The organism is Spongisporangium articulatum (genome assembly GCF_044465595.1).
Lineage (GTDB): Bacteria > Actinomycetota > Actinomycetes > Actinomycetales > Kineosporiaceae > Spongisporangium > Spongisporangium articulatum.
In genome coordinates, this window is record NZ_JBITLV010000001.1 from 723,931 (window position 1) to 744,195 (window position 20,265).

Consider the following 20,265-nt stretch of genomic DNA (forward strand, 5'->3'; position numbering starts at 1 on the left):
GGCGTACTCCGTACGTCGGACAGTCACCGTCCGCCTCCGGCCGGGCTGGAGGCACGGCGATAGGCTCAGGTGATGATCCCGAGACTTCCGGCCCCTCAGCTGCTCGCGCTGGACATCGACGGGACCACCGTGGACCACGACTTCAAGCTGTCCGAGCGGGTGCGGACGGCGGTGCGCTCGGCCGTCGCGGCCGGGCTGGACGTCGTGATCGCCACCGGCCGCTCCCTGCACGAGACCCTGCCCGTGCTCGACAGCCTCGAGCTGCTGCACGGGTGGGCGGTCTGTTCGAACGGTTCCGTCACGCTGCGGCTCGACCCTTCGCTGGAGCGGGGGTACGAGGTGGCGGCGGTCGAGACGTTCGACGCGCGGGAGATCCTGACCCTGCTGCGTGAGCACCTGCCCACGGCCTTGTACGCGCTGGAGACCGACTCGGGTGGCTTCCTGCTGACGGCGCCGTTCCCACCCGGTGAGCTGGAGGGCCCGCACGTGCGGGTGGCCTCGTCGTTCGAGGAGCTCATGGCTGCGCCCGCGTGCCGCGTCGTGGTGCGCAGCCCTGAGCACACCAGCGACGACTTCATGGCCCTGACCCGCAAGGTCGGCCTGCACGGCGTCAACTACGCCGTGGGCTGGACGGCGTGGCTGGACCTGGCGCCGCAAGGGGTGTCCAAGGCGTCGGCGCTGGAGAAGGTGCGCGTCACGCTCGGGGTCGACCCCTCGGCGACCGTGGCCGTGGGCGACGGCCGCAACGACATCGAGATGTTCGCCTGGGCCGCGCGGTCGGTGGCCATGGGCAACGCCGTCGACGAGGTCAAGGCCGCGGCCGGCGAGGTCTGCGGCGATGTCGCGGACGACGGCCTGGCGTTGCTCCTGGAGAAGATCGTCGCGGACCGCCCTGCTCCGTGAGCATCGCCGCGTGAACCGGGCGGGACCGCGCGCTCACGTCCTGGGCGCGGTGTGACACCGCGACCGCCTGGTGAGCACTGTGTGACACCGTGCCCACCTTCCCGGTCCTGTGGTGGATTCCTTGATCACGAGCTTGGTGCGGCGTCGTTCCACGGATCACGCACGTCGCGCGGTTACCGTCGTAGGTGATGTCGCAGGTGGAGGGCGGGCCCGACGAGGTACGGCGGCTGCAGACCGAGCTCGAGGAGCGGCTGGCCGCCGTCTCGCTGCTGCCCGAATCGGATCCCGGCTACGGAGCGGCGTGCGACCGGGTGTTCGAGGTGGGGCACCGGCTGGTGCAGGCCGAGAGCCACCTGCGTCGGCAGGCCGAACTGGGCCCGCACCGGGTGACGACGCTGATCCTGCGCGGGTCCGGAGCGTTCACGGCGCTCGTGGGCCTCGGGCTGGCGGTGGCGGCCGCGGCGGGAGGCAGGAGCTTCGGCTGGATGGTCGCGGCGGCCGCGGCGCTGGGGGCCGGTGGGCTGGTGTTCCTGACCCAGGTCCACCCGCCGAAGGGCCCGCACCGCCGGCAGCGACCCGGCGCGATCGCGGTGGCCGCGGGCGCGGTGCTGCTGCTCGGCGTCCTGCTCGCGACCCCTGACAAGCAGCCGATGATCTGGTGGCTGGCCGCTGCGGCGGCGGCCGCGTCCCTGGGCCTGATCGCGCTCCGCGCGGTGCCGGTCGCACCCGAGACCCTCGATCTCCGCACGCATCACCCGGAAGCCCACCACGACCGCACGGCCCCGCTGGACATCCGATGAGCTGGGACGACGCCGAGGACGTCCAGTACCCCTACTCCCCGCAGACCTTTCGTGACGATATCGACGAACTGTCCGCGATGCTGCGCGGCCTGGCTCCGCGGGTCGCCGGGATGGACGGCCGCCTGGCCGACGCCGAGAAGACGGTCCTGCGGGTCGACCGCCGCTCGCTGGAGGTCGAGACCAGTCACCGGGACCTCGTCGCGGCGATCCGCCGGCTCACGTCACGCGTCGAGTGGCTGGAACGCAACGTCCGGCTCCGGGGCGGGGTCGACGCGCCGCTGGACGACGTCCCGGCCAGGCTGCGCACGCTCGCCAGAACGGCCGAGCAGGGAAGGGAAGCGGCCGACCGCGGCCTCGACGACAACGCGAGACGCGCGCTGCGGCAAGCGGTCGACGCCCACGCATCGGCCGTCCACGACCTCGTCGCCCATCGCCGGGCCGGCCTGTCGGCCTGCCTGGTCCTGGCCAGCAGCGACCTCGACGACCCCGAACACCGTTCCACGGCAGCCGATTTCCCGATCCTGATGGAACGGCTCGACGAGACGCGAGCTCACGTGCGCGCCTTGGCCGGGCCCGCCGTCCAAGCGGCGCAGGCCCTCGCGGACGACGAGCGCGCGCAGCGTGACGGCGCGACCGTCGTCCGGGAGGGTGACGAGGCCTGGCACGAACTGCAGTCCCAGCTGCACGAGCGGTTGAAGAGCGCGCTCGACACCGGCGCCCTGCTGCCCGAATGGTTCGTCGACGCCCTCGGCCCGGTGAAACCGCTGCACGACAGCGAACGCTGGACCGAGACGGCCGCCGACCTGATGGCCTACCGGATCACCTACGACGTCGAGGACCCGAACCGTTCGCTGGGCCCGCCCCCCGGGCCGGACGCCGCCCACAGCTGGGGGGAGCGGCGACTGGCCTGGCACCGGCGGCTCAGCGCGGAGATCCACGAGCTCGTCCGCTGAAGCCTGTTCACCGAACACTCAGCCATCCTGGCCTGCCCAAACGCGATCATCGGCCCCTACCATGAGGCATGGTCGAGGACGACGGGCGGGTCGCCGAGGTGCACGAGCGCTTCCTGGCGGCCCCGGCGCTGCCGCTGAGCAGCACCGACATCCGCCCGATCGTCGCCGAGTCCTGGCGCCGCTCCCTGGCGCTGGGAGTCGACCCCAACGCGGGCGCCGCCCCCCTCGACATGGCCGAGGACGAGCTGCGCGCCTACCGCGACAGCCACCCGCTGGCCCCGATGATGCCGCTGATCCGCCGCCTGCTCACCGAGGACGCCGACGAGGCGGGACATATCGTGGCGGTCGGTGACGAGCTCGGCCGGCTGCTGTGGGTCGAGGGGCACCACCGGCTGAGGTCGCGCGCCGAGGACATGTGGTTCGTCGAGGGTGCGCTGTGGAGCGAGCGCGGTGCGGGCACCAACGCGCCCGGCACCGCGCTGGCCGTCGACGCTCCCGTGCAGATCCGCGCGGCCGAACACTTCGGGCTGAACGTCCAGGCCTGGAGCTGCGTCGCCGCGCCCGTCCACGACCCGCTGACCGGCCGGATGCTGGGCGTCATCGACCTGACCGGCGCCAGCGACGTCGCGCACCCCCGCGCCCTGGCGCTGGTCCGCGCGTGCGCGGCGGCCGTCGAGGCGGGGCTCGCCCTGCAGGTCGGGGCGTCGCGGGCTCACGTGGAACAGGCCGGCGCCCGGACGACGACCGCCCGCCTCGCGCTGATGGGCGCCGCGACCGGGGTGTTCCGGTTGGGCGCTCAGGAGTTCCGGCTCAGTCGCCGGCACGCCGAACTGGTCTGGCTGCTGGCCGGTGCCCCGCAGGGCCTGACCGCGCAGGAGCTGGACGCGCTGCTGCACGACGACGGCGAGCACCTGGTCACCGTCCGGGTCGAGATCAACCGGCTGCGAAGGGTTCTCGGTGACCAGGTGTTGCAGTCGCGGCCCTACCGGCTGGCCGTCGGGGTCAGCACCGACCTCGACGACGTCCGGGCGCTGCTGAACTCGGACCGGCTGCTGGACGCCGTGTCCGCGTACGCCGGTCGGCCGCTGGCCGGGTCGGAGGCGCCGGGCGTCCGGGCGCGGACCGAGGAGTTCGTCGCGGAACTGCGTCACGCGGTGCTGGACTCGCGCAGCGCTCCCGTGCTCGAACGGTGGACGGCGAACGCCGAGGGGCACGACGACGCACAGGCGTGGGCGGCGCTCGCCGAGGCGCTGCCGTTGGGTTCGGCCCGGCGGGCGATGGCCCAGGCTCACGTGGTCCGCCTCGCCCTCTAGACACCCTCCGTACCCTGTCGGGTATGGGGGACCTTGATCACGTCGAGGGGGGCCGGCCTGCGCCGTCGGTCGCGGCGCGGCTGAAGTGGTCTCGGCGCAATGACTACGCGCACGCCTTCCGGGTCGTCCTGCTGGTGGCCTGGATCGCGATGGCCGGCGTGTTCGCCGTCGTGGGGGACGACGGGGGCGACTTCCGGGGGCTGCTCGACGGCGTCCAGGCGGGCCGGGTCACGCAGGTGACCGTCGAGGGTCCGGGACTGGCCGTCGACGAGAAGGGGTCCGCCGAGCAGGTGGTGCACTGGCGGGAGGGGCGCGGTGGCTGGCACCGGCTCTACACACGCGTCCGGGCGACCAGCGCCTCGGCCCCGCCGGACTACGACGTCCGTGACGGCGTGTGGCGCCTGCACGCTCGCGACGTCGGCGCTTTCCTGACCGACCGGCAGCCCGACCTGTTGGTGACCCGGCAGGACGACATCGACTACGACACGAGCGTGCTGGCCGGCTGGCGAGTGCCGATGTGGTTGCAGGCCGTCGTGGTCGTCGTCCAGCTGCTCGTGCTGATGCTGATCATCGGCGGGCCCGAGCCGTGGCGGGCCACGCGCTGGGCCTGGTTCTGGCTGTTCCTGCTGCCCCCGGGCGGTTTCCTCTTCCTGCTGCTGAGCGGGCCGACGCCGTTGATCCCGGCCCCTCGCGATCCGGGCCGGCGCCTGCGTGGTGGCTGGGCGTTCGTGATCTGCCTGCTGGCCGGCGGGCTGGACGGAGCCGGTTAGCGCGGCGTGCCGAAGTCCTGGGTCCAGTAGGTGCGGTAGCTGCCGCCGGTCGCGTACCCCACGCCGATCTCGGTGAACGAGCAGTTCAGGATGTTCGCGCGGTGCCCCGCCGAGTTCATCCACGCGCTCACCACGGCGCTCGGCGTCGGCTGCCCGGCCGCGATGTTCTCCCCGGCCGTCCGGTAGCCGTACCCGGCGGCCGACATCCGCTGGAACGGCGTCGTCCCGTCCTGGCTGTTGTGCGAGAAGTAGTTGTGGGACGCCATGTCCGCGCTGTGCGCCTGGGCCACCGACGTCAGCGTCGAGTCCGCCGTCAGCGCGCCGCAGCCCGCCTTGGCCCGCTCGGCGTTGGTCAGGCTCACGACCTGCTGCGCGAACGACGTGTCGCTCGCCTCGGCCGGCTTCGCCGTCGTCGGGGCCGGCTGCGCGGGCTCGGACGACGGGGCGCTCGGCTCGTGCGTCGGGCTCGCCGTCGGGCTCGTGGTGGGCTTCGACGTCGGCCGGGACGACGCCCCCGGCCACCACGGCGCCGGTCGCCGCGTGCGGTGCTCGGTCCGGGTGCCGGAGCGGTGCTTACGGTTCGCCGTCGCCGAGGTGGAGGTCGTCGGCTTCGTCGCGGTGGTCTGCTCGGTGGTCTGCTTCTGCTCGGCGGTCGTCGGGGTGACGGTGGCGGCCGTCGACAGGGCCGACCGGACGACCAGGGAGTCGGTGTCGGAGCCGCCGGGCAGGGTCTGCGCGACCCCGACGGCCACCCCGGCCACGAGGAGCCCGCTGGCGCCGACCGCCACGAGCCGGATGCGCCGCAGCGATCTGTCGCCCGCCACGCCGCTCTCGTCGTCCCTGTGCCTGCCCATCGCCCGCCTCGACCTCTTTCGCCCGCTTCGCCTGTCGAACCGCGGTGAAGCTAGCAACGGATCGCGCCCTCCGGGGCGGCCCGCTTGATGCGCAGAAGTCCGTTGACCAGGCGCTTTGTCATCGCCTTGACGCTCGCGGAGACGGACATGCGCGAGATTTGACCCGACGTTTACCGCCGCACGACGGTGCCGTGAGACGGGTGGGCATGATGAGCGCGTGGCGCGTTCCCTCATCATCGACACCGACGGCGGCGTGGACGACTGCGCGGCGATCTGGTGGGCCCTGACCGACCCCGGCACCGACGTCCTGGCCATCACCACGACGCACGGTTCCGTCGTCCAGCCCAACGCGACGCGCTCGGTGCTGTCGCTCCTGGCGGCCGCCGACCGGCTTGACATCCCGGTCGCCGCGGGCGGGCCCGGCCGCTTCGGCCCGGGCCCGGTGGTCGAACCGGCCGCGTTCATCCACGGTCATGACGGCCAGGGCGACACCGACCGTCCGGTGCCGGACGTCGCCCCGGTCGCCGAGCCCGCCGAGGACCTGCTGCGCCGCCTGGTCGACGAGCGTCCGGGTGAGGTGTCGGTGGTGGCGCTCGCGCCGCTGACCAACCTGGCCCGGGCGCTGGACGCCGACCCCTCCTGGGCGTCCCGGGTCGCCGACCTCGTGGTGATGGGTGGTTCGGTGCGGCTGGGTGGCAACGCGCTGCCGTGGGGCGAGGCGAACATCGCGGGCGACCCGGTCGCCGCCCACCACCTGGTCGCGGCCGGCTGGGCCACGACGCCGACGCTGGTCACGCTCGACGTGTCACACGTGGGGACGCTCACCGAGGTCGAGTTCGACCTGATGGCCAGGCATCTCACGCCCGCCGCCGCGTTCCTCGACGAGCCGCTGCGGTTCTACCGGACCTTCGGCTCGACGTTCACCGGCCCGGACGACTGCCCGTGCCACGACCTGCTGGCCACGATCGCCTGGGCCGACCCCGACCTGATCGGCGCCCCGGTGCTGCCGCTCGCCGTCCAGGCCGACGGCCCGGCCGCCGGGATGACCGTGGTGGACCAGCGCGCCCCGTACTTCGCGAAGCTGCCGGGATCCACCCAGACCCTGCCCGACGGCTTCCACCCCTGGCGGGTCGCCCACACGGTCGACGTGCCGCGCTTCCGTGAGCACGTCCGAACCCTCTTCGGCGGACGCGCGGCCTGACGGGCTTTGCACTGAACGCCGATTGGCAACAGGAGAGAACGGGGGAACTCCTGGTCGTCCTGGTCCCCACCCGCGAACGCCGATCGGCGTTCAGTGCAAAGCACGGGTGGACACTCGACGCTCCGGCCGAGTCGGCCTCCAAGGCGTTACCGCTGCCGCATCAGCGCCGTCGTCAGCGTCAACCCCGGCCCGAACGCCATGGCGACCAGCGACTCACCGGGTGCGACGCCGGCCCGCCGCACCTGGTCGAGCACCAGCATCACCGTCCCCGACGAACAGTTCCCGTTGTCCCGCAACACGTCCCGGCTCACGTCGAGCCGCCCGGTACCCAACCGCAAGCGATCCTCCACGACGTCCACGATCCGCGGCCCGCCGGGATGCACGGCCCACCGGTCGACCTCCGAGGCGTCGAGCCCGTGCGGCTTGAGCAGGTCGCCCACCGCACCGCCGACGTGCACCGAAAGCACGTCGGGCACCTTCGGAGACAGGCCCATCCGGAACCCGTGGTCGGTCACCGCCCACGTCATCAGCGGTGCGGAACCGGGCGCCGTGGAGGCCGCCGTGTCGAGCAGCTCGAGCCCCGTGGCGGCGTCCGGCTCCACCACCACGGCCGTCGCCGCGTCGGCGAACAGGGCGTGGGCCACGAGCTGCTCGATGTCGCCCGCCGACTCGGCCGGCTGCACGTGCAACGACGTCAGCTCGACGCACAGCATCACCGCCGGCCGACCGTGCGCCCGGACGTAGTCGGACACCGCCGCCAGCCCGGGAACCGCCGCGTAGCAACCCATGTGACCCACGATCAGGCGCTGCACGGAGGCCGGCATGCCCAGGTCGTCGGAGATCAGGATGTCGAGCCCCGGTGTCAGGTACCCGGTGCACGACACGACGGCGAACAACCCGACGTCCCCGGGCGAGAGCCCGGCGTCGGCCAGGGCCGCTGCGACGGCGTCCCGGCCCAGGGACCGGGCCTCGACCGCGTAGCGCTCCATCCGCCGTCCGGTGCCCCAGTCGCTGACGTCCTCCTCCATGGGGTCGACGACGACGTGCCGGGTCTCGATCCCGCAGTGCAGGAACAGCGTCTCGGCGACGGGGTTGCCGGGGCTGCGGGCGGCGAAGAAGCCGTCCCAGACGGTCTTCTGGTCGCGGGCCGGCGGGAAGGCGTGGCCCTGGCCGGTCAGCACTGCTGCAGTCATGTGTCCTCCTTGACGGCGATCAGCTGGTAGACACCCGCCGTGGAGCGGGTGGGAAGCATGCGCACGCTGCTGCGGCGCCGCAGGAGCCAGAGCAGGTAGCCGGGCACCGACGGCCGCAGCCCGCCGAGCTGCCGCACGTGGACGCCGTGCGCGGCGAGCGCGCGGGTCAGTCGGCCGGGGTCGACGAGCAGGTCGGCCCGGTGCAGCCCGGCCGGTGGCCCGCCGGGCACGTGCTCGGCCACCCCGAGCAGGGCCAGCCGGGCGAAGAGCGTGTCGGCGAGGGTGTCGACCACGAGCACCCCGCCGCCCGCCAGGACGCGCGCGAGCTCGGCGCACGCTCCCTCCAGGTCGGGCAGGTGTTCCAGCACCTCACCGGCCACGACGCAGGGCAGCGAGGCGTCGGCGAACGGCAGCCGCAGCGCGTCCCCGCGCACCGGCCCGACCCCGTGGGCCCGGGCCTGGACCAGCGACAGGGCAGACAGGTCGAGCCCGACGTGCCGCCACCCGGGCGGCAGGTGCGGGGCGAGCAGGCCGGCCCCGCAGGCGACGTCCAGCAGCGGCGCCCCGGGGTACGGCGGGGGCGGGACCAGGGCGCCGCGCGCCTCGGCCAGCCAGTGCAGGGCGGCGAACCGGCCGTGGGGCTTCCACCACTCGTCGGTCAGGTCGTCGTACTGCGCGGGATCATTGGGGGAGCGGACCGGTAGGCCGTTCGCCATGTGACCCTCCCGAGTCGCCTGTCCGGATCGGATGGTACGTACCGTTACCACCTGATACGGGCGCGATCGGGCCCTGGTTCAGAGGTACCGGAAATCAGTGGAGGTGAACCGATCGAGCGTCCGGCACGTGTCAGGGGCGTGCGACGACCGCGGGACGACGGCGCCGACCTCGGTGAGGACCGGGGCGCCGCGTTCGTGCGTGCCGTCTACGCCGAGCACGCGCACGCGTTGATCGGATACGTGACGAGGATGACCGGGGACCGGGCCAAGGCGGAGGACATAGTGCAGGAGACCGTGCTGCGGGCGTGGAAGCACGTCGATCAGCTCGGCGACTCCGACCGCCCGCTGCGCCCGTGGCTGTTCACGGTGGCGAACCGGCTGGTCGTCGACGGGTACCGGGCCGCCCGGGTCCGCCCGGCCGAGGTCCGCACGGACCTGCTGGACCACGACGGTCCGCTGGCCGCCCTGGCCGGTTCGGGGGAGGAGCTCGACCGGGCTCTCGAGGAGTGGGAGGTGGCCGAGGCGTTGGGCACGCTGAGCGTGCCGCACCGCCAGGCCATCGTCGAGACGTTCTACCGCGGCCGGTCGGTCACCGAGGCGGCCGTCGTGCTCGGGGTCCCGCCGGGCACCGTGAAGTCACGCCTCTTCTACGGCCTGCGGGCCCTGCGGCTCGCGCTCGAGGAGCGGGGGTGGACGCCGTGAGCATCGACTGCGCACGCCTGCGCGTCGGTCTCGGCGCCTACGTCCTCGGGGCCTTGGACGCCGCCGAGCGGGCCGAGCTGGAGGAGCACCTCTCCGACTGCCCCGGTTGCCGCGACGAACTGGTCTCGCTGGCCGCGCTGCCCGGGCTGCTGGCCCGGGTCGACCCGGCCGGGCTCGTCGACGACGACGGGTCGGCGCCGGACCGGGCGGCGAGTTCGCAGGCGTTGGCCGCCCGGGCCGTCGAGGAACTGCGCGCCCGGCGCCGCACCCGCCGTCCGGTGCTGTCCGGGCTGGTGGCCGCCGTGGCGGTGCTCGCCCTGGTGGCCGGCGGCTCCTGGGTCAGGAACGCGTTCGTGGACGGGGGGACGACGACGGTCGCCGCCACGGACCCCGCCTCGCACGTGTGGGTCGAGGTGCGGATGGACCAGCGCGACTCGGGCACGTCCATGAACGTCCGGCTCGCCGGGGCCTACGAGAACGCCGGGGGCCCGTACGTCTCGGAGGACGACGAGCGGTGCGCCCTGATCGCGGTCTCCCGCGACGGCCGGCGCGAGACCGCCGCCACGTGGGGGGCCGCCTCCGACGGCAGCGCCCGAGCGGTCGGACAGGTGTCGATCCCGATCGGCCAGCTGCGCTCGCTGGAGGTCGTCACGCTCTCCGGCAAACATCTCGTCACGGTGCCGGTGACATGATCCTCGGGCTGTCGTACCCGACCGTCGCCTGGCTCATGCAGGCCGGGGTCGCGGTCGCGTTCGCCGTCGCTGCGATCGGAAAGTTCAGCGCCCCGGCCGATTTCGCGCGGGCCCTGCGACTGAGCAACGGACGCGTGCCGCCGTGGGTGGCGCCGCTGGTGCCGTACGGGGAACTCGGGCTGGCGTTCGCCCTGGCCCAGCCGTGGCGACCGCTGCGCGACCTGGCCTGTCTCGGGGCGCTCGTCGCGCTGGGCGGGTTCACCGCGTTCCTGTACGGCAACCCGCAGCTGGACGCCGAGGGCGGCTGCCACTGCTTCGGCGCCTTCGAGGCCTCCCGCCGGGTGAGCATCGCGCGCAACCTGGGGTTCGTGCTCCTGGCCTTCGGCGGGCTCGGCCTGGGGCCGCTGGGCCCGTGGTACGCCACGGCCGCACTCCTGCTCGGGACGCCCACCGGCTTCGCCGCCACCTACGTCCTGTTCCTGGGCCGGACGCCGCGGGAACCCCTCCCGCTGCAGGGCGATCCCGACCTCGGCGGGCGGCAGACGATGCTCGTGTTCCTGTCGGCCGGCTGCACGAACTGCGAGGCGGTCCGGGCCCGGCTCCCGCACTGGTGGGCCGACGAGGAGGGCCCGCGCGTCGTCGTCCACGAGGACCCGGAGGCGCTCGACCGGTACGGGGTGGCGCGCACCCCGAGCGCCCTCGTCCTGGACGCCGACGGCCACCAGGTCGACGGCAACGGGCGTCCGAGCGCCGAGCGCGTCGTCGGCCCCGAGGCCGTGCTGCGCCGCTGGCAGGTCGCCCGGCAGGGACACGACCTGCCGCTCCCGGCGGGCGCCGAGCGCACGTTGCTCGTGTTCCTGCGCCGGGACGACCCGGCTCCCCGGGTGAGCGTCCCGCCGGGGGCGGCGGTCGTCGTCCTGGCCCCCGAGCGCCTGCGCGCGGACGTCGGGCGCCCGGTCACGCTCGACCCCGACGGCCGGTACGCGGCGCACTTCGGGGTCACCACCACCCCCGCCACCGTGCTCGTCGACGCCCGCGGCCGGGTGGTGGCCGACGCAACGTAGCTGCAACGTCCCGCTACCTACCGTCGCTCGCAGAGCGCGGCCCGACGTGGCGCCGCGCACCTCGCAGCGGAGGTACAGCGCATGACCGTCTACGCAGCACCCGGGCAGCCGGGCAGCCCCGTGACCTTCCGGTCGCGGTACGACCACTGGATCGGCGGCCAGTACGTGGCCCCGGCCGGCGGGCAGTACTTCCAGAACCCGACCCCGGTCACCGGGCAGACGTTCACCGAGGTCGCCCGGGGCACCGCCGCCGACATCGACGCCGCCCTCGACGCCGCACACGCCGCGGCTCCCGCCTGGGGCAAGACGTCCGCCGCCGACCGGGCGCTGATCCTCAACCGCATCGCCGACCGGATGGAGGCCAACCTCGAGCTGCTGGCCGTCGCCGAGTCGTGGGAGAACGGCAAGCCGGTGCGCGAGACGCTCGCGGCCGACATCCCGCTGGCCATCGACCATTTCCGCTACTTCGCGGGCGCGATCCGGGCCCAGGAGGGCTCGATCTCGGAGCTGGACGACGACACGGTCGCCTACCACTTCCACGAGCCGCTAGGCGTGGTCGGGCAGATCATCCCGTGGAACTTCCCGATCCTGATGGCGGTCTGGAAGCTGGCCCCGGCGCTCGCGGCGGGCAACGCCGTCGTGCTGAAGCCCGCCGAGCAGACGCCCGCCTCGATCATGGTCTGGATGGACCTGGTCGCCGACCTGCTCCCCGACGGCGTCGTGAACATCGTCAACGGGTTCGGCGTCGAGGCCGGCAAGCCGCTGGCGTCGTCCCCCCGGATCAAGAAGATCGCCTTCACCGGCGAGACCACGACCGGCCGGCTGATCATGCAGTACGCCAGCCAGAACATCATCCCGGTGACGCTGGAGCTGGGCGGCAAGAGCCCGAACATCTTCTTCTCCGACGTCGCGGACGCGAAGGACGCCTTCTACGACAAGGCGCTCGAGGGCTTCACGATGTTCGCGCTCAACCAGGGCGAGGTCTGCACCTGCCCGAGCCGGGCGCTGATCCAGTCGAGCATCTACGACGGGTTCCTGGCCGACGCGACCGCCCGTACGCAGGCCGTCAAGCAGGGCAACCCGCTCGACACCGAGACGATGATCGGTGCCCAGGCCAGCAACGACCAGCTGGAGAAGATCCTCAGCTACATCGACATCGGCAAGCAGGAGGGCGCCCGGCTGGTCACGGGTGGCGAGCGGGCCGACCTCGGCGGGGAGCTGTCCGGTGGCTACTACGTCACCCCGACCATCTTCGAGGGCGACAACTCGATGCGGATCTTCCAGGAGGAGATCTTCGGGCCGGTCGTGTCGGTCACCCGGTTCAACGACCAGGCCGACGCGCTGAAGATCGCCAACGACACCCTGTACGGCCTCGGCGCCGGGGTGTGGAGCCGCGACATCAACACCGCCTACCGGTTCGGGCGGGGCATCGAGGCCGGGCGGGTGTGGACGAACTGCTACCACGCCTACCCGGCGGCCGCGGCGTTCGGCGGCTACAAGGGCTCGGGCATCGGCCGCGAGAACCACAAGATGATGCTCGACCACTACCAGCAGACGAAGAACCTGCTGGTCAGCTACTCGCCGGACAAGCTCGGCTTCTTCTGATGGCCGACCGCGTGGCGGTGACCCCGGAGGCGGCGGACCTGCTCCGCCGCCTCCGGGGCGACGCCGGCGACCTGATGTTCCACCAGTCCGGCGGCTGCTGCGACGGCAGCTCGCCCATGTGTTACCCGGCCGGCGACTTCCTGACCGGCGACTCCGACGTGTTCCTCGGAGACCTGGGAGTCGACGACTTCTCGGTGCCGGTCTGGATGTCGAAGGCCCAGTTCGAGTACTGGCGGCACACGCACCTGACCATCGACGTGGTGCCCGGCCGCGGGGCCGGGTTCTCGCTCGAGGCGCCGTACGGGGTGCGGTTCATGATCCGGTCGCGGTTGCTCGCCGAGGAGGAACTGCAGGCCCTCGGCGAGCTGTGACTGGGCGTGCCTCCCTGATCACTGTGTGAGCAGGCGGCATAGTGAGGCCCGTGGTACGGGTGGGGATCGTCGACGACCACCGACTCATGCTCGAGGGCCTGTCGACCTGGCTGCGGGAGCAGACCGAGGACGTCGACGTGGCGGTGGCCGTCACGGGCTTCGACGACCTGGTGCACGATTCCGCGTACCCGGTGGACGTCGTCCTGCTCGACCTCGAGCTGGGCGACGACATCCCGGTGCCGCCGCGCATCGCCCGGCTGACCGCCGAGGGCGTGGCGGTCGTCGTCCTGAGCACCTTCGCCGACCCGCGCCGGGTCCGGGAGAGCATCGCGGCCGGCGCGCTCGGGTACGTCCCGAAGAGCGAGTCGGGTACCGAACTGCTGGCCGCGCTGCACGCGGCCGCCCGCGGCGACGCGCACGTCACCCCCGCCCTGGCGGGCATGCTGCTGGACGACGGGAACTCGACCGGTGCGCCCGCGCTCAGCCCGCAGGAGCGCCGGGCCCTGACCCTCTACGCCTCCGGTCTGCCGTTGAAATCCGTGGCCCGGCAACTGGACATCTCGATGGAGACGGCCAAGACCTACCTGGCCCGGGTGCGCGACAAGTACGCGGCCGCCGGTCGCGAGGCGCGCACGAAGATCGCCCTGCACCGCCGGGCGGTCGAGGACGGGCTACTCGAGGACTGAGGCCACGCCGGTGCGCTTCTGTCGCGAAAGTCCCTGAAGCAACAGGAAGCTCCCGATCCGCACGTGCTGCGGATCGGGCCGGGCCGACAGGCAGGATATGCACATGCGAATGGTGGCGTGCGACCTCGACGGGACCATCGTGCGGGCCGACGGGACCGTCTCCCGCCGCACGAAGGAAGCCTTGACCGCGTGTGAGAAGCAGGGCGTCGAGGTCGTGTTCGTGACCGGCCGCCCGCCCCGGTGGGTGGCGCCGATCGCCTCGCTGACCGGTAATCGCGGGGTCGCTCTGTGCGGCAACGGGGCCGCGGTGCTCGACCTGTCGACCGGTGTGGTCACCGAGTCGCACCCGCTGAGCATCATCGACCTCCTCGACGCCGTGGCCCGGCTGCGCGTGCGGCTACCCGGTGCCGTGTTCGCCATCGAGACGATGACCGGCTACCGGCGCGAGCCCGCCTTCCTGCCCGGTCACGCCGAGGGGGCCGGCGAGGAGATCCAGGTCGGGGCGCTGGCCGACCTGCTGATCGACATGCCGCCGGTGCTGAAGGTCCTCGTGAAGCTGGCCGCCCCGTACGACCGGATGCGCGCCGACGACATGCTCGCCGCGGCCCGCGCAGCGGTGGCCGGGCTGGCCGAGGCGGTCCACTCCAACCCCGACGGCGGGATGCTCGAGCTGTCCGCGGTGGGCGTCACGAAGTCGGCGGCGCTGTCCCGGCTGGCCCGCAAGCTCGGGGTCAGCCCGCGCGACGTGGTGGCGTTCGGCGACATGCCCAACGACGTCGACATGCTCGAGTGGGCCGGCGACGGGTACGCGATGGAGGGCGGTCACCGCGACGCGATCCGCGCCGCCGGGCAGACCGCGCCCCCGTGCGAGGAGGACGGCGTCGCCCAGGTGCTCGAGCGGTTGCTGTTCCCGGCCAAGGCGAAGGCCAAGGCGAAGAAGGCGCCCGCCACCCGGCCCGTGGGTCCGCCGCCGGCGCAGCGGCTGGACCTCTCGGACGCCGCCCCGACCGCGGCGGGTCCGGTCACCGTGCTGCGCCCGGACCAGACCTTCTCGCGGTGATCATGCGCAGGCTCGCGCTTCCCCGGCGGTGAGTCCGACGCTCACCCGAGGCTGAAGCGCGAGTCCGTGCCTGATCACCGCCCTCAGATGAGGGCGCCCTCGACCAGTTCGCGCACCTGCTTGGCCGTGCGCCGGGCGGCGTCGACGTGGTCGCGCACCCCGGCCGCGTCCTTCGTCCGCAGGCTGACCCGCGCCATCATCGCCGACTCCGACGCGCGGGCGCAGAGCGTCGCCGCGCGGGCCAGCCGACGGTGCACGTCGAAGTAGATGTCCCCCGGCCCGAGCGGCACGTCCGGGCCGTTGCTGGGGGCCGCCGCCTGCGCGCGCTCGCACACGTCGCGCACGAGCCGCGCGACGTCGTCCAGCTCGTCGGCGACCTCTTCCAACTCGACCCGGACGGCGCGGGCCGGCACCACCTCGATCAGCGACCGGTAGCGCCGCGCCGCCCGCGCGAACCGTTCGTTGACCCGGCGCCAGACCCCGTTGCCGAGCGGGCTCGTCCCGGGCCGCGGGGTCCGGATCCAGTCGAGCATGCTCATCGTCCGCCCCCGCCTACAGGTATTGGCCCGTGCCGGTCACGCCGCCGCCCTGGCCGGGCCCGGGGATCGTGCTCGGCCCGTCGGCGCCGCCGGGCAGGGCCCGGCGCATCTGCTCCAGCTGCGTGCGGGCCGCCATCTGCTGGGCGAACAGTGCCGTCTGGATGCCGTGGAACAGGCCTTCCAGCCAGCCGACCAGCTGGGCCTGCGCGACGCGCAGCTCGGCGTCGGACGGCACGGTGCTGGGGTCGAACGCGGGAGCCATCGCGTGCAGCTCCTCGGCCAGCTCGGGCGAGAGGCCCTTCTCCAGCTCGGCCACCGACCGCTCGTGGATCTGCGCCAGGCGCGCGCGCCCCGCCTCGTCGAGCGGCGCGCTGCGGACCTCCTCGAGCAGCTGCTTGATCATGCTGCCGATGCGCATGACCTTGGCCGGCTCCTCGATCTGGTGCGCCGGGGATGAGGAGTCCGAGGGGCCCGTCACGGCCATCCCCTCCGGCGTCACGACCACGACTCTCTCGCCGCCCGGCTCGGAGTCCGATCCGGTCGCACCGAGGTCTGGTGTCTCACCCACCCGACCATCCTCCCTCCCAGGGAGCGCGGCGGCGAGAGCTTCGGGGCCCGTTCGTCCTCAGATCAACCGCTCGGTGAGTACAGCATCGGCCGACCGGCTGATGATCACGACTCGTTCTGGCGCAATCGCTTTCGCAACGTACACGAACAACTACCCAGCGCATCGTCGAATGACTGAACCACGTGACGTCCGGGACGCCCGACGCCGAGTGTGACGCCCACGAGTCGGTACGACCCTTCCGATCCGGCCCAGCGTCACACTCGGCGCCCGAGGCGGACACAGGTGGCCCCTGCAGTGCGAGTGCAGGGGCCACCCCGGGGCGGCGTTCGCCGAGCACCGCCCCGACCCGGGTCCACTCGCGGCGGTACGCGCCGAGGGATCGGCGGCGCGGACCACCGGGGCGTGACGCCTCAGCCGGCCCGGGAGTTCATGCGCGGGTGAGCTCATGGTCGAGCATCCCCGGCCCGATCCTGCCCCAGCGACACCCCGCGAGGACCGCGGTCGGGGACAGATCAACCGATCACCCGACCGTGAGAACGACTTTCCCGATGTGCTGCGACGACTCCAGCAGCTCGTGGGCCTGCCGGGCCTGGGCCAACGGCAGCCGCTCGTGCACCACCGGCTTCACTCGGCCGTCCACCACCAGCGGCCACACGTGCTCGCGGACGCTGGCCACGATCGCCGCCTTCTCGGCCGCCGGTCGCGCCCGCAGCGACGTCGCCATCACGGCGGCCCGCTTGGCCATCAGCTTGCCGAGGTCCAGCTCGGCCCGGACCCCGCCCTGCATGCCGATCACGACGAGCCGCCCCGCCGTGGCCAGCACCTCCACGTTGCGGGCCAGGTACTTCGCACCCAGCAGGTCGAGGACGACGTCCGCCCCGCGCCCGTCGGTGGCCGCCTTCACCGCCTCGACGAAGTCCTCCTCGCGGTAGTTCACGAGGATGGAGGCGCCCAGTGCACGGCACGCCTCGAGCTTCTCGGCCGAGCCGGCGGTGACCGCCACCGTGGCCCCCAGCTCCCGGGCCAGCTGCACCGCCATCGTGCCGATGCCGCTCGACCCGCCGTGCGCCAGCAGCACCTCGCCCGGCCGCAGCCCGGCGGCCATGAACACGTTGCTCCACACCGTGCAGACCACCTCGGGCAGGCCCGCGGCGTCGACCAGGTCCAGGTCGTCCGGCACCGGCAACAGCTGCCCGGCAGGCACCGCCACCCGCTCGGCGTACCCGCCGCCGGACAGCAACGCGCAGACCCGGGCTCCCGTCGTCCACCCCTCGACGCCCTCCCCGAGGGCGGCGATCGTGCCGCTGACCTCCAGTCCCGGCCACGCGGGCGCCCCCGGCGGGGGCGGGTAGAAACCCTGCCGCTGGACGACGTCGGCCCGGTTCACGCCCGCGGCCGTCACCTGGACGACGACCTCACCGGGCTGCGGGACCGGCTCCGGCACCTCGTCGAGCGTGAGTACCTCGGGGCCGCCGGACTGGGGAATCGTCACCGCCTGCATGGTCGCGACTCTACGGGCGCGCCACCGGCGCCCCGGAACCCGTGGCCGGTGGGCATTCAACTTCCGGCCCGGTTCGGCCGAAGGAGACCGGGCCGGGGTCAGGCTTCCCCGGATCGGGACTCGGAAGGCCACATGCTGCGAAATCTAGACATCGGGTCGCAGATCATGCCCTCGAACGCCATGGGGGGCTGGCTGCTGCTCGCTGCTGCCGCCCTGCTGGGCGCGCTGGCGATCGTCGTCACGCGCCGGATCGTCGACGCCCTCATGCGCCGCTCGCGGGACGACGTCGACGATGTCGACGGTGCCGACGGTGACGACTGGACGGCGATCGCCCCCGAGCTGTCCGACGCACCGGCGCCCCGGCCCGCCCGGGTGGACGGGCCCGCGACCGCCGACCCGCAGCAGGTGGAGCTGGCCCGGGGCAACCTCCCGCTGTTGAACCGGCAGTACGCGATCATCGACCAGCTGAAGATCAGCACCGGCGACCCGGACCTGCTCGACGGGCTCGACCGGATCGAGCAGCTGACCCAGGAGATGCGCCGCAACTACGCCTCGCTGATGCTCGTCGCCGGCGCCGAGGTGCACCACAGCCGGCACCGGGCGATGCCCACGTCCGAACTGCTGCGCGAGACGATCAAGGCCGTCGAGCACGGTGAGCGGGTGGCCTTCTCGATGGCCGCCGACCCGGTCGTGCCCGCGCACCTGGTCGACTCCCTCAGCCACATGCTCGCCGAGCTGATCGACAACGCGACCCGCTACTCCGACCCGTCCACCAGCGTCGTCGTCCTGGTCTCGCACACCGACGAGGGCCTGCGGATCCGGGTCACCGACGACGGCGCCGGCATCCCGCCCGAGCAGCTGGCCCGGTTGAACACGCTGATCGTCGAGCCACCGTCGGGGACCGTCGTCGAGCCCGGCGCCAAGCCCGGCAGCCTGGGGCTGGCCGCGGTCGGGAAGCTCGCGCAGAGGCTCGGCGCCGACGTGTACCTCAGCTCCAACCCCGGTCGCGGCACCGTCGCGTCGGTCGACCTGCCGCTCGACGACCCGGACGCCCGGTACGCGGCGGTACTGGACGACGACGAGCTCGTCGGCGGCCTGCCTCCCCTGGGCGGTGGGTCGGGTCCGGCTCCGATGCCCGCGCCGAGGCCGGCGCCCGCGCTCGTGGGTGCGGCGGCTGCTCCCGCCCGGCAGCCCGTGACGGGGCCGTCCCCGATGGATGCCCCGCTGGACGGTCCGGTGCTCGCGCCCGTTCCTGTGCCCGTCCCCGCCGCCGGGCCCGCTGCTGCCCATCCCGTGCCGGCCTCGGCTGCCGTGGCGTCGGCACCGGTGGCGGCGTCGGACCCGTACGACGACGGGCTGGGCGTGATCACGGGGGAGATCGTCATCCCGCCCGCGGTCGCCGACGCCATGTCCGAGATCGCGCTCGGCCCGGGCCTGACCGAGTTCGACCTCGATCCCGGCCTGGCCGAGCCGGCCGCTGCGGCCGCGATGTCCGCCGCTGCCGCACTGCCGGAGACGCATGGGCAGGCTGCGGCGTATGCGCAGCCCGACGTGTACGCGCAGCCGGAGGCGTACGCGCAGCCCGAACCCGACGTGCAGCCCGAGGTTCAGGCCGAGTCGCAGATGTACGACGCCCCCGACGCCTACCTCGAGCCCGTCGCTCACGCGGAGCCCGTCGCTCAGACGGAGCCCGACGCCCACGCCCAGCCCGACGCCTATCTGGAGCCCGTCGCCCACGCCCAGCCCGACGCCTATCTGGAGCCCGTCGCCTACGCGGAACCCGTCGCCTACGCGGAACCCGAGCGGCTCGCGCCCGAGCCCGCCGTCCCCGACTTCGTGGCCGAGGCGCAGGCCGTCGCGTACGAGCAGCCGGTGACCGCGCAGCCCTATGAGCAGCCCTACGAACAGCCCTACGACGAACCGCTGATCGCCCAGGACCCGACCACTCCGTCGCCCGCCCCGGCCGCATCGAAGCCGCGGTCGCTGGCCCCCTCGTGGGCCGAAGAGACCGCCGACGACGAGGACCCGGCGCCGGCCCCCTCTCCCTTCGGCCGGCAGAACCAGCCACCGCCGGGCGAGAACCTCAGCGGGATGAGCTGGCTCAACGCGGTCGCCGAGCAGACGCCGTCGCCGCACCTGCCCGGCGTCCCCCAGGCGCCCGCCGTCCCGGGCCCGCCCGCTCCGCCGGCGTACTCGCAGCAGCCGCAGCAGTTCGCGCAGCCCTCGGCGCCGGCGCCCTACGCGCCGCCGTCCCCGCAGCAGGTGCCGCAGCAGGTGCCGCAGCAGCAGGCCCAGCCGCCGGCCCAGAACCCGGCGCCGCAGTACCCGGTGCCGCAGGCCCACCCGCAGTACCCGCCCCAGGCGGCGGCCCCCGCGCAGTACCCGCAGGGGCAGACGGTTCCTGAGTACCCGGGGTACACGGGTGCGGACTACTCGGACATCACGTTCGGCGAGGGCGGCGAGGACTCCGGCCCGCGGCCCGGCGAGTACACGGTCACCGACGACGGTGGCGGCTACCCGATGGGTGATCTGCCGTCGCACGCTGCGGCGGAGGCCGGCACCCGCCCGCCCGCGCCCTGGGACATCGAGGACGACGACCAGCTGCCGGCGCCGTCCACCACGCTCGCCGTCGAGGTGCTGCCGCGCCGCAAGACGTTCATGCCGAGCCGCAGCAAGGGCAAGGCCAAGCGGCCCGACCCGGTCGACGACTGACCCGCCCCCACAATCGACGACGAGGCATTCTCAGCTGGAAATAGCAGCCGAGAATGCCTCGT

Annotated in this window: 20 protein-coding genes; 14 read left to right on the forward strand and 6 right to left on the reverse strand. The window is 73.4% G+C overall.

From position 1 onward, the window contains the following. Positions 1-72: 72 nt before the first annotated feature. From ACIB24_RS03425 to ACIB24_RS03445, 5 genes are all read left to right on the forward strand, one after another. Entirely contained in the window at positions 73-903 is an 831-nt protein-coding gene (locus ACIB24_RS03425; RefSeq protein WP_398275175.1) for an HAD family hydrolase, read from the forward strand. A 188-nt stretch (positions 904-1,091) separates the two neighbouring features. After that, the gene (locus ACIB24_RS03430; protein WP_398275178.1) at positions 1,092-1,703 is read left to right on the forward strand and encodes a hypothetical protein; all 612 of its coding nucleotides are present in this window, start codon (positions 1,092-1,094) and stop codon (positions 1,701-1,703) included. Next, a complete protein-coding gene (locus tag ACIB24_RS03435) occupies positions 1,700-2,656 on the forward strand; it encodes a hypothetical protein (protein WP_398275180.1) in 957 nt (318 codons plus the stop codon). The genes ACIB24_RS03430 and ACIB24_RS03435 overlap by 4 nt, the downstream gene beginning before the upstream one ends. A 68-nt stretch (positions 2,657-2,724) precedes the next feature. Next, positions 2,725-3,969 (forward strand): helix-turn-helix domain-containing protein, encoded by a 1,245-nt coding sequence (locus ACIB24_RS03440; protein WP_398275182.1) that lies wholly within the window; start codon positions 2,725-2,727, stop codon positions 3,967-3,969. Between the two features lie 23 nt (positions 3,970-3,992). Beyond that, positions 3,993-4,739 (forward strand): hypothetical protein, encoded by a 747-nt coding sequence (locus ACIB24_RS03445; RefSeq protein WP_398275185.1) that lies wholly within the window; start codon positions 3,993-3,995, stop codon positions 4,737-4,739. Here the strand turns inward: ACIB24_RS03445 and ACIB24_RS03450 are convergent. Beyond that, positions 4,736-5,563 (reverse strand): CAP domain-containing protein, encoded by an 828-nt coding sequence (locus tag ACIB24_RS03450; RefSeq protein ID WP_398275188.1) that lies wholly within the window; start codon positions 5,561-5,563, stop codon positions 4,736-4,738. The genes ACIB24_RS03445 and ACIB24_RS03450 overlap by 4 nt on opposite strands. Positions 5,564-5,810: 247 nt before the next feature. Here ACIB24_RS03450 and ACIB24_RS03455 point away from each other — a divergent pair, with 247 nt between their 5' ends. Next, positions 5,811-6,794, forward strand: a complete 984-nt coding sequence (locus ACIB24_RS03455) for a nucleoside hydrolase (protein ID WP_398275191.1) — start codon at positions 5,811-5,813, stop codon at positions 6,792-6,794. A 146-nt stretch (positions 6,795-6,940) separates the two neighbouring features. Here the strand turns inward: ACIB24_RS03455 and ACIB24_RS03460 are convergent, their stop codons facing one another. Together ACIB24_RS03460 and ACIB24_RS03465 are read right to left on the reverse strand one after the other, a co-directional pair. Beyond that, entirely contained in the window at positions 6,941-7,987 is a 1,047-nt protein-coding gene (locus tag ACIB24_RS03460) for a type III polyketide synthase (RefSeq protein WP_398275194.1), read from the reverse strand. After that, positions 7,984-8,703, reverse strand: coding sequence for a class I SAM-dependent methyltransferase (locus ACIB24_RS03465; RefSeq protein WP_398275197.1), 720 nt, complete (start codon positions 8,701-8,703; stop codon positions 7,984-7,986). The genes ACIB24_RS03460 and ACIB24_RS03465 overlap by 4 nt, the downstream gene beginning before the upstream one ends. Before the next feature lie 138 nt (positions 8,704-8,841). On the opposite strand from ACIB24_RS03465, the gene ACIB24_RS03470 reads away from it, so the two are divergent. The 7 genes from ACIB24_RS03470 (at position 8,842) to ACIB24_RS03500 (ending at position 14,883) form a co-directional block, all read left to right on the forward strand. Next, complete coding sequence (locus ACIB24_RS03470; RefSeq protein ID WP_398275199.1) at positions 8,842-9,405, forward strand: sigma-70 family RNA polymerase sigma factor; 564 nt, start codon at positions 8,842-8,844, stop codon at positions 9,403-9,405. Continuing rightward, a complete protein-coding gene (locus ACIB24_RS03475; RefSeq protein ID WP_398275202.1) occupies positions 9,393-10,097 on the forward strand; it encodes an anti-sigma factor family protein in 705 nt (234 codons plus the stop codon). Before ACIB24_RS03470 ends, ACIB24_RS03475 begins: the two co-directional genes overlap by 13 nt. Continuing rightward, positions 10,094-11,161 (forward strand): MauE/DoxX family redox-associated membrane protein, encoded by a 1,068-nt coding sequence (locus ACIB24_RS03480; RefSeq protein WP_398275205.1) that lies wholly within the window; start codon positions 10,094-10,096, stop codon positions 11,159-11,161. Before ACIB24_RS03475 ends, ACIB24_RS03480 begins: the two co-directional genes overlap by 4 nt. Positions 11,162-11,242: 81 nt before the next feature. Then, a complete protein-coding gene (adh, locus tag ACIB24_RS03485; protein WP_398275208.1) occupies positions 11,243-12,766 on the forward strand; it encodes an aldehyde dehydrogenase in 1,524 nt (507 codons plus the stop codon). Then, positions 12,766-13,137, forward strand: a complete 372-nt coding sequence (locus tag ACIB24_RS03490; RefSeq protein WP_398275211.1) for a DUF779 domain-containing protein — start codon at positions 12,766-12,768, stop codon at positions 13,135-13,137. The genes adh and ACIB24_RS03490 overlap by 1 nt, the downstream gene beginning before the upstream one ends. A gap of 50 nt (positions 13,138-13,187) precedes the next feature. Further along, on the forward strand, positions 13,188-13,823 hold the full coding sequence (locus ACIB24_RS03495) for a response regulator transcription factor (protein ID WP_398275214.1): 636 nt from the start codon (positions 13,188-13,190) through the stop codon (positions 13,821-13,823). 103 nt (positions 13,824-13,926) lie between these two features. Continuing rightward, the gene (locus tag ACIB24_RS03500; protein WP_398275217.1) at positions 13,927-14,883 is read left to right on the forward strand and encodes an HAD family hydrolase; all 957 of its coding nucleotides are present in this window, start codon (positions 13,927-13,929) and stop codon (positions 14,881-14,883) included. An 83-nt stretch (positions 14,884-14,966) separates the two neighbouring features. Here ACIB24_RS03500 and ACIB24_RS03505 read toward each other — a convergent pair whose 3' ends face one another. The 3 genes from ACIB24_RS03505 to ACIB24_RS03515 form a co-directional block, all read right to left on the reverse strand. Beyond that, positions 14,967-15,422, reverse strand: coding sequence for a hypothetical protein (locus ACIB24_RS03505; RefSeq protein ID WP_398275220.1), 456 nt, complete (start codon positions 15,420-15,422; stop codon positions 14,967-14,969). Positions 15,423-15,435: 13 nt separating this feature from the next. Beyond that, a complete protein-coding gene (locus tag ACIB24_RS03510) occupies positions 15,436-15,990 on the reverse strand; it encodes a bacterial proteasome activator family protein (protein ID WP_398275223.1) in 555 nt (184 codons plus the stop codon). Positions 15,991-16,510: 520 nt separating this feature from the next. Then, entirely contained in the window at positions 16,511-17,491 is a 981-nt protein-coding gene (locus tag ACIB24_RS03515) for an NAD(P)H-quinone oxidoreductase (protein WP_398275226.1), read from the reverse strand. 132 nt (positions 17,492-17,623) lie between these two features. On the opposite strand from ACIB24_RS03515, the gene ACIB24_RS03520 reads away from it, so the two are divergent. Further along, positions 17,624-20,203, forward strand: a complete 2,580-nt coding sequence (locus ACIB24_RS03520; protein WP_398275228.1) for an ATP-binding protein — start codon at positions 17,624-17,626, stop codon at positions 20,201-20,203. The last annotated feature ends 62 nt before the right edge of the window (positions 20,204-20,265 follow it).

Coding starts and splice junctions, on each gene's coding strand:
- ACIB24_RS03435 (WP_398275180.1), top strand. CDS start 1,700: ATGAGCTGGGACGACGCCGAGGACGTCCAGTACCCCTACTCCCCGCAG.
- ACIB24_RS03505 (WP_398275220.1), bottom strand. CDS start 15,422: ATGAGCATGCTCGACTGGATCCGGACCCCGCGGCCCGGGACGAGCCCG.
- ACIB24_RS03465 (WP_398275197.1), bottom strand. CDS start 8,703: ATGGCGAACGGCCTACCGGTCCGCTCCCCCAATGATCCCGCGCAGTAC.
- ACIB24_RS03460 (WP_398275194.1), bottom strand. CDS start 7,987: ATGACTGCAGCAGTGCTGACCGGCCAGGGCCACGCCTTCCCGCCGGCC.
- ACIB24_RS03500 (WP_398275217.1), top strand. CDS start 13,927: ATGCGAATGGTGGCGTGCGACCTCGACGGGACCATCGTGCGGGCCGAC.
- adh (WP_398275208.1), top strand. CDS start 11,243: ATGACCGTCTACGCAGCACCCGGGCAGCCGGGCAGCCCCGTGACCTTC.
- ACIB24_RS03480 (WP_398275205.1), top strand. CDS start 10,094: ATGATCCTCGGGCTGTCGTACCCGACCGTCGCCTGGCTCATGCAGGCC.
- ACIB24_RS03440 (WP_398275182.1), top strand. CDS start 2,725: ATGGTCGAGGACGACGGGCGGGTCGCCGAGGTGCACGAGCGCTTCCTG.
- ACIB24_RS03430 (WP_398275178.1), top strand. CDS start 1,092: ATGTCGCAGGTGGAGGGCGGGCCCGACGAGGTACGGCGGCTGCAGACC.
- ACIB24_RS03515 (WP_398275226.1), bottom strand. CDS start 17,491: ATGCAGGCGGTGACGATTCCCCAGTCCGGCGGCCCCGAGGTACTCACG.
- ACIB24_RS03425 (WP_398275175.1), top strand. CDS start 73: ATGATCCCGAGACTTCCGGCCCCTCAGCTGCTCGCGCTGGACATCGAC.
- ACIB24_RS03520 (WP_398275228.1), top strand. CDS start 17,624: ATGCTGCGAAATCTAGACATCGGGTCGCAGATCATGCCCTCGAACGCC.
- ACIB24_RS03445 (WP_398275185.1), top strand. CDS start 3,993: ATGGGGGACCTTGATCACGTCGAGGGGGGCCGGCCTGCGCCGTCGGTC.
- ACIB24_RS03490 (WP_398275211.1), top strand. CDS start 12,766: ATGGCCGACCGCGTGGCGGTGACCCCGGAGGCGGCGGACCTGCTCCGC.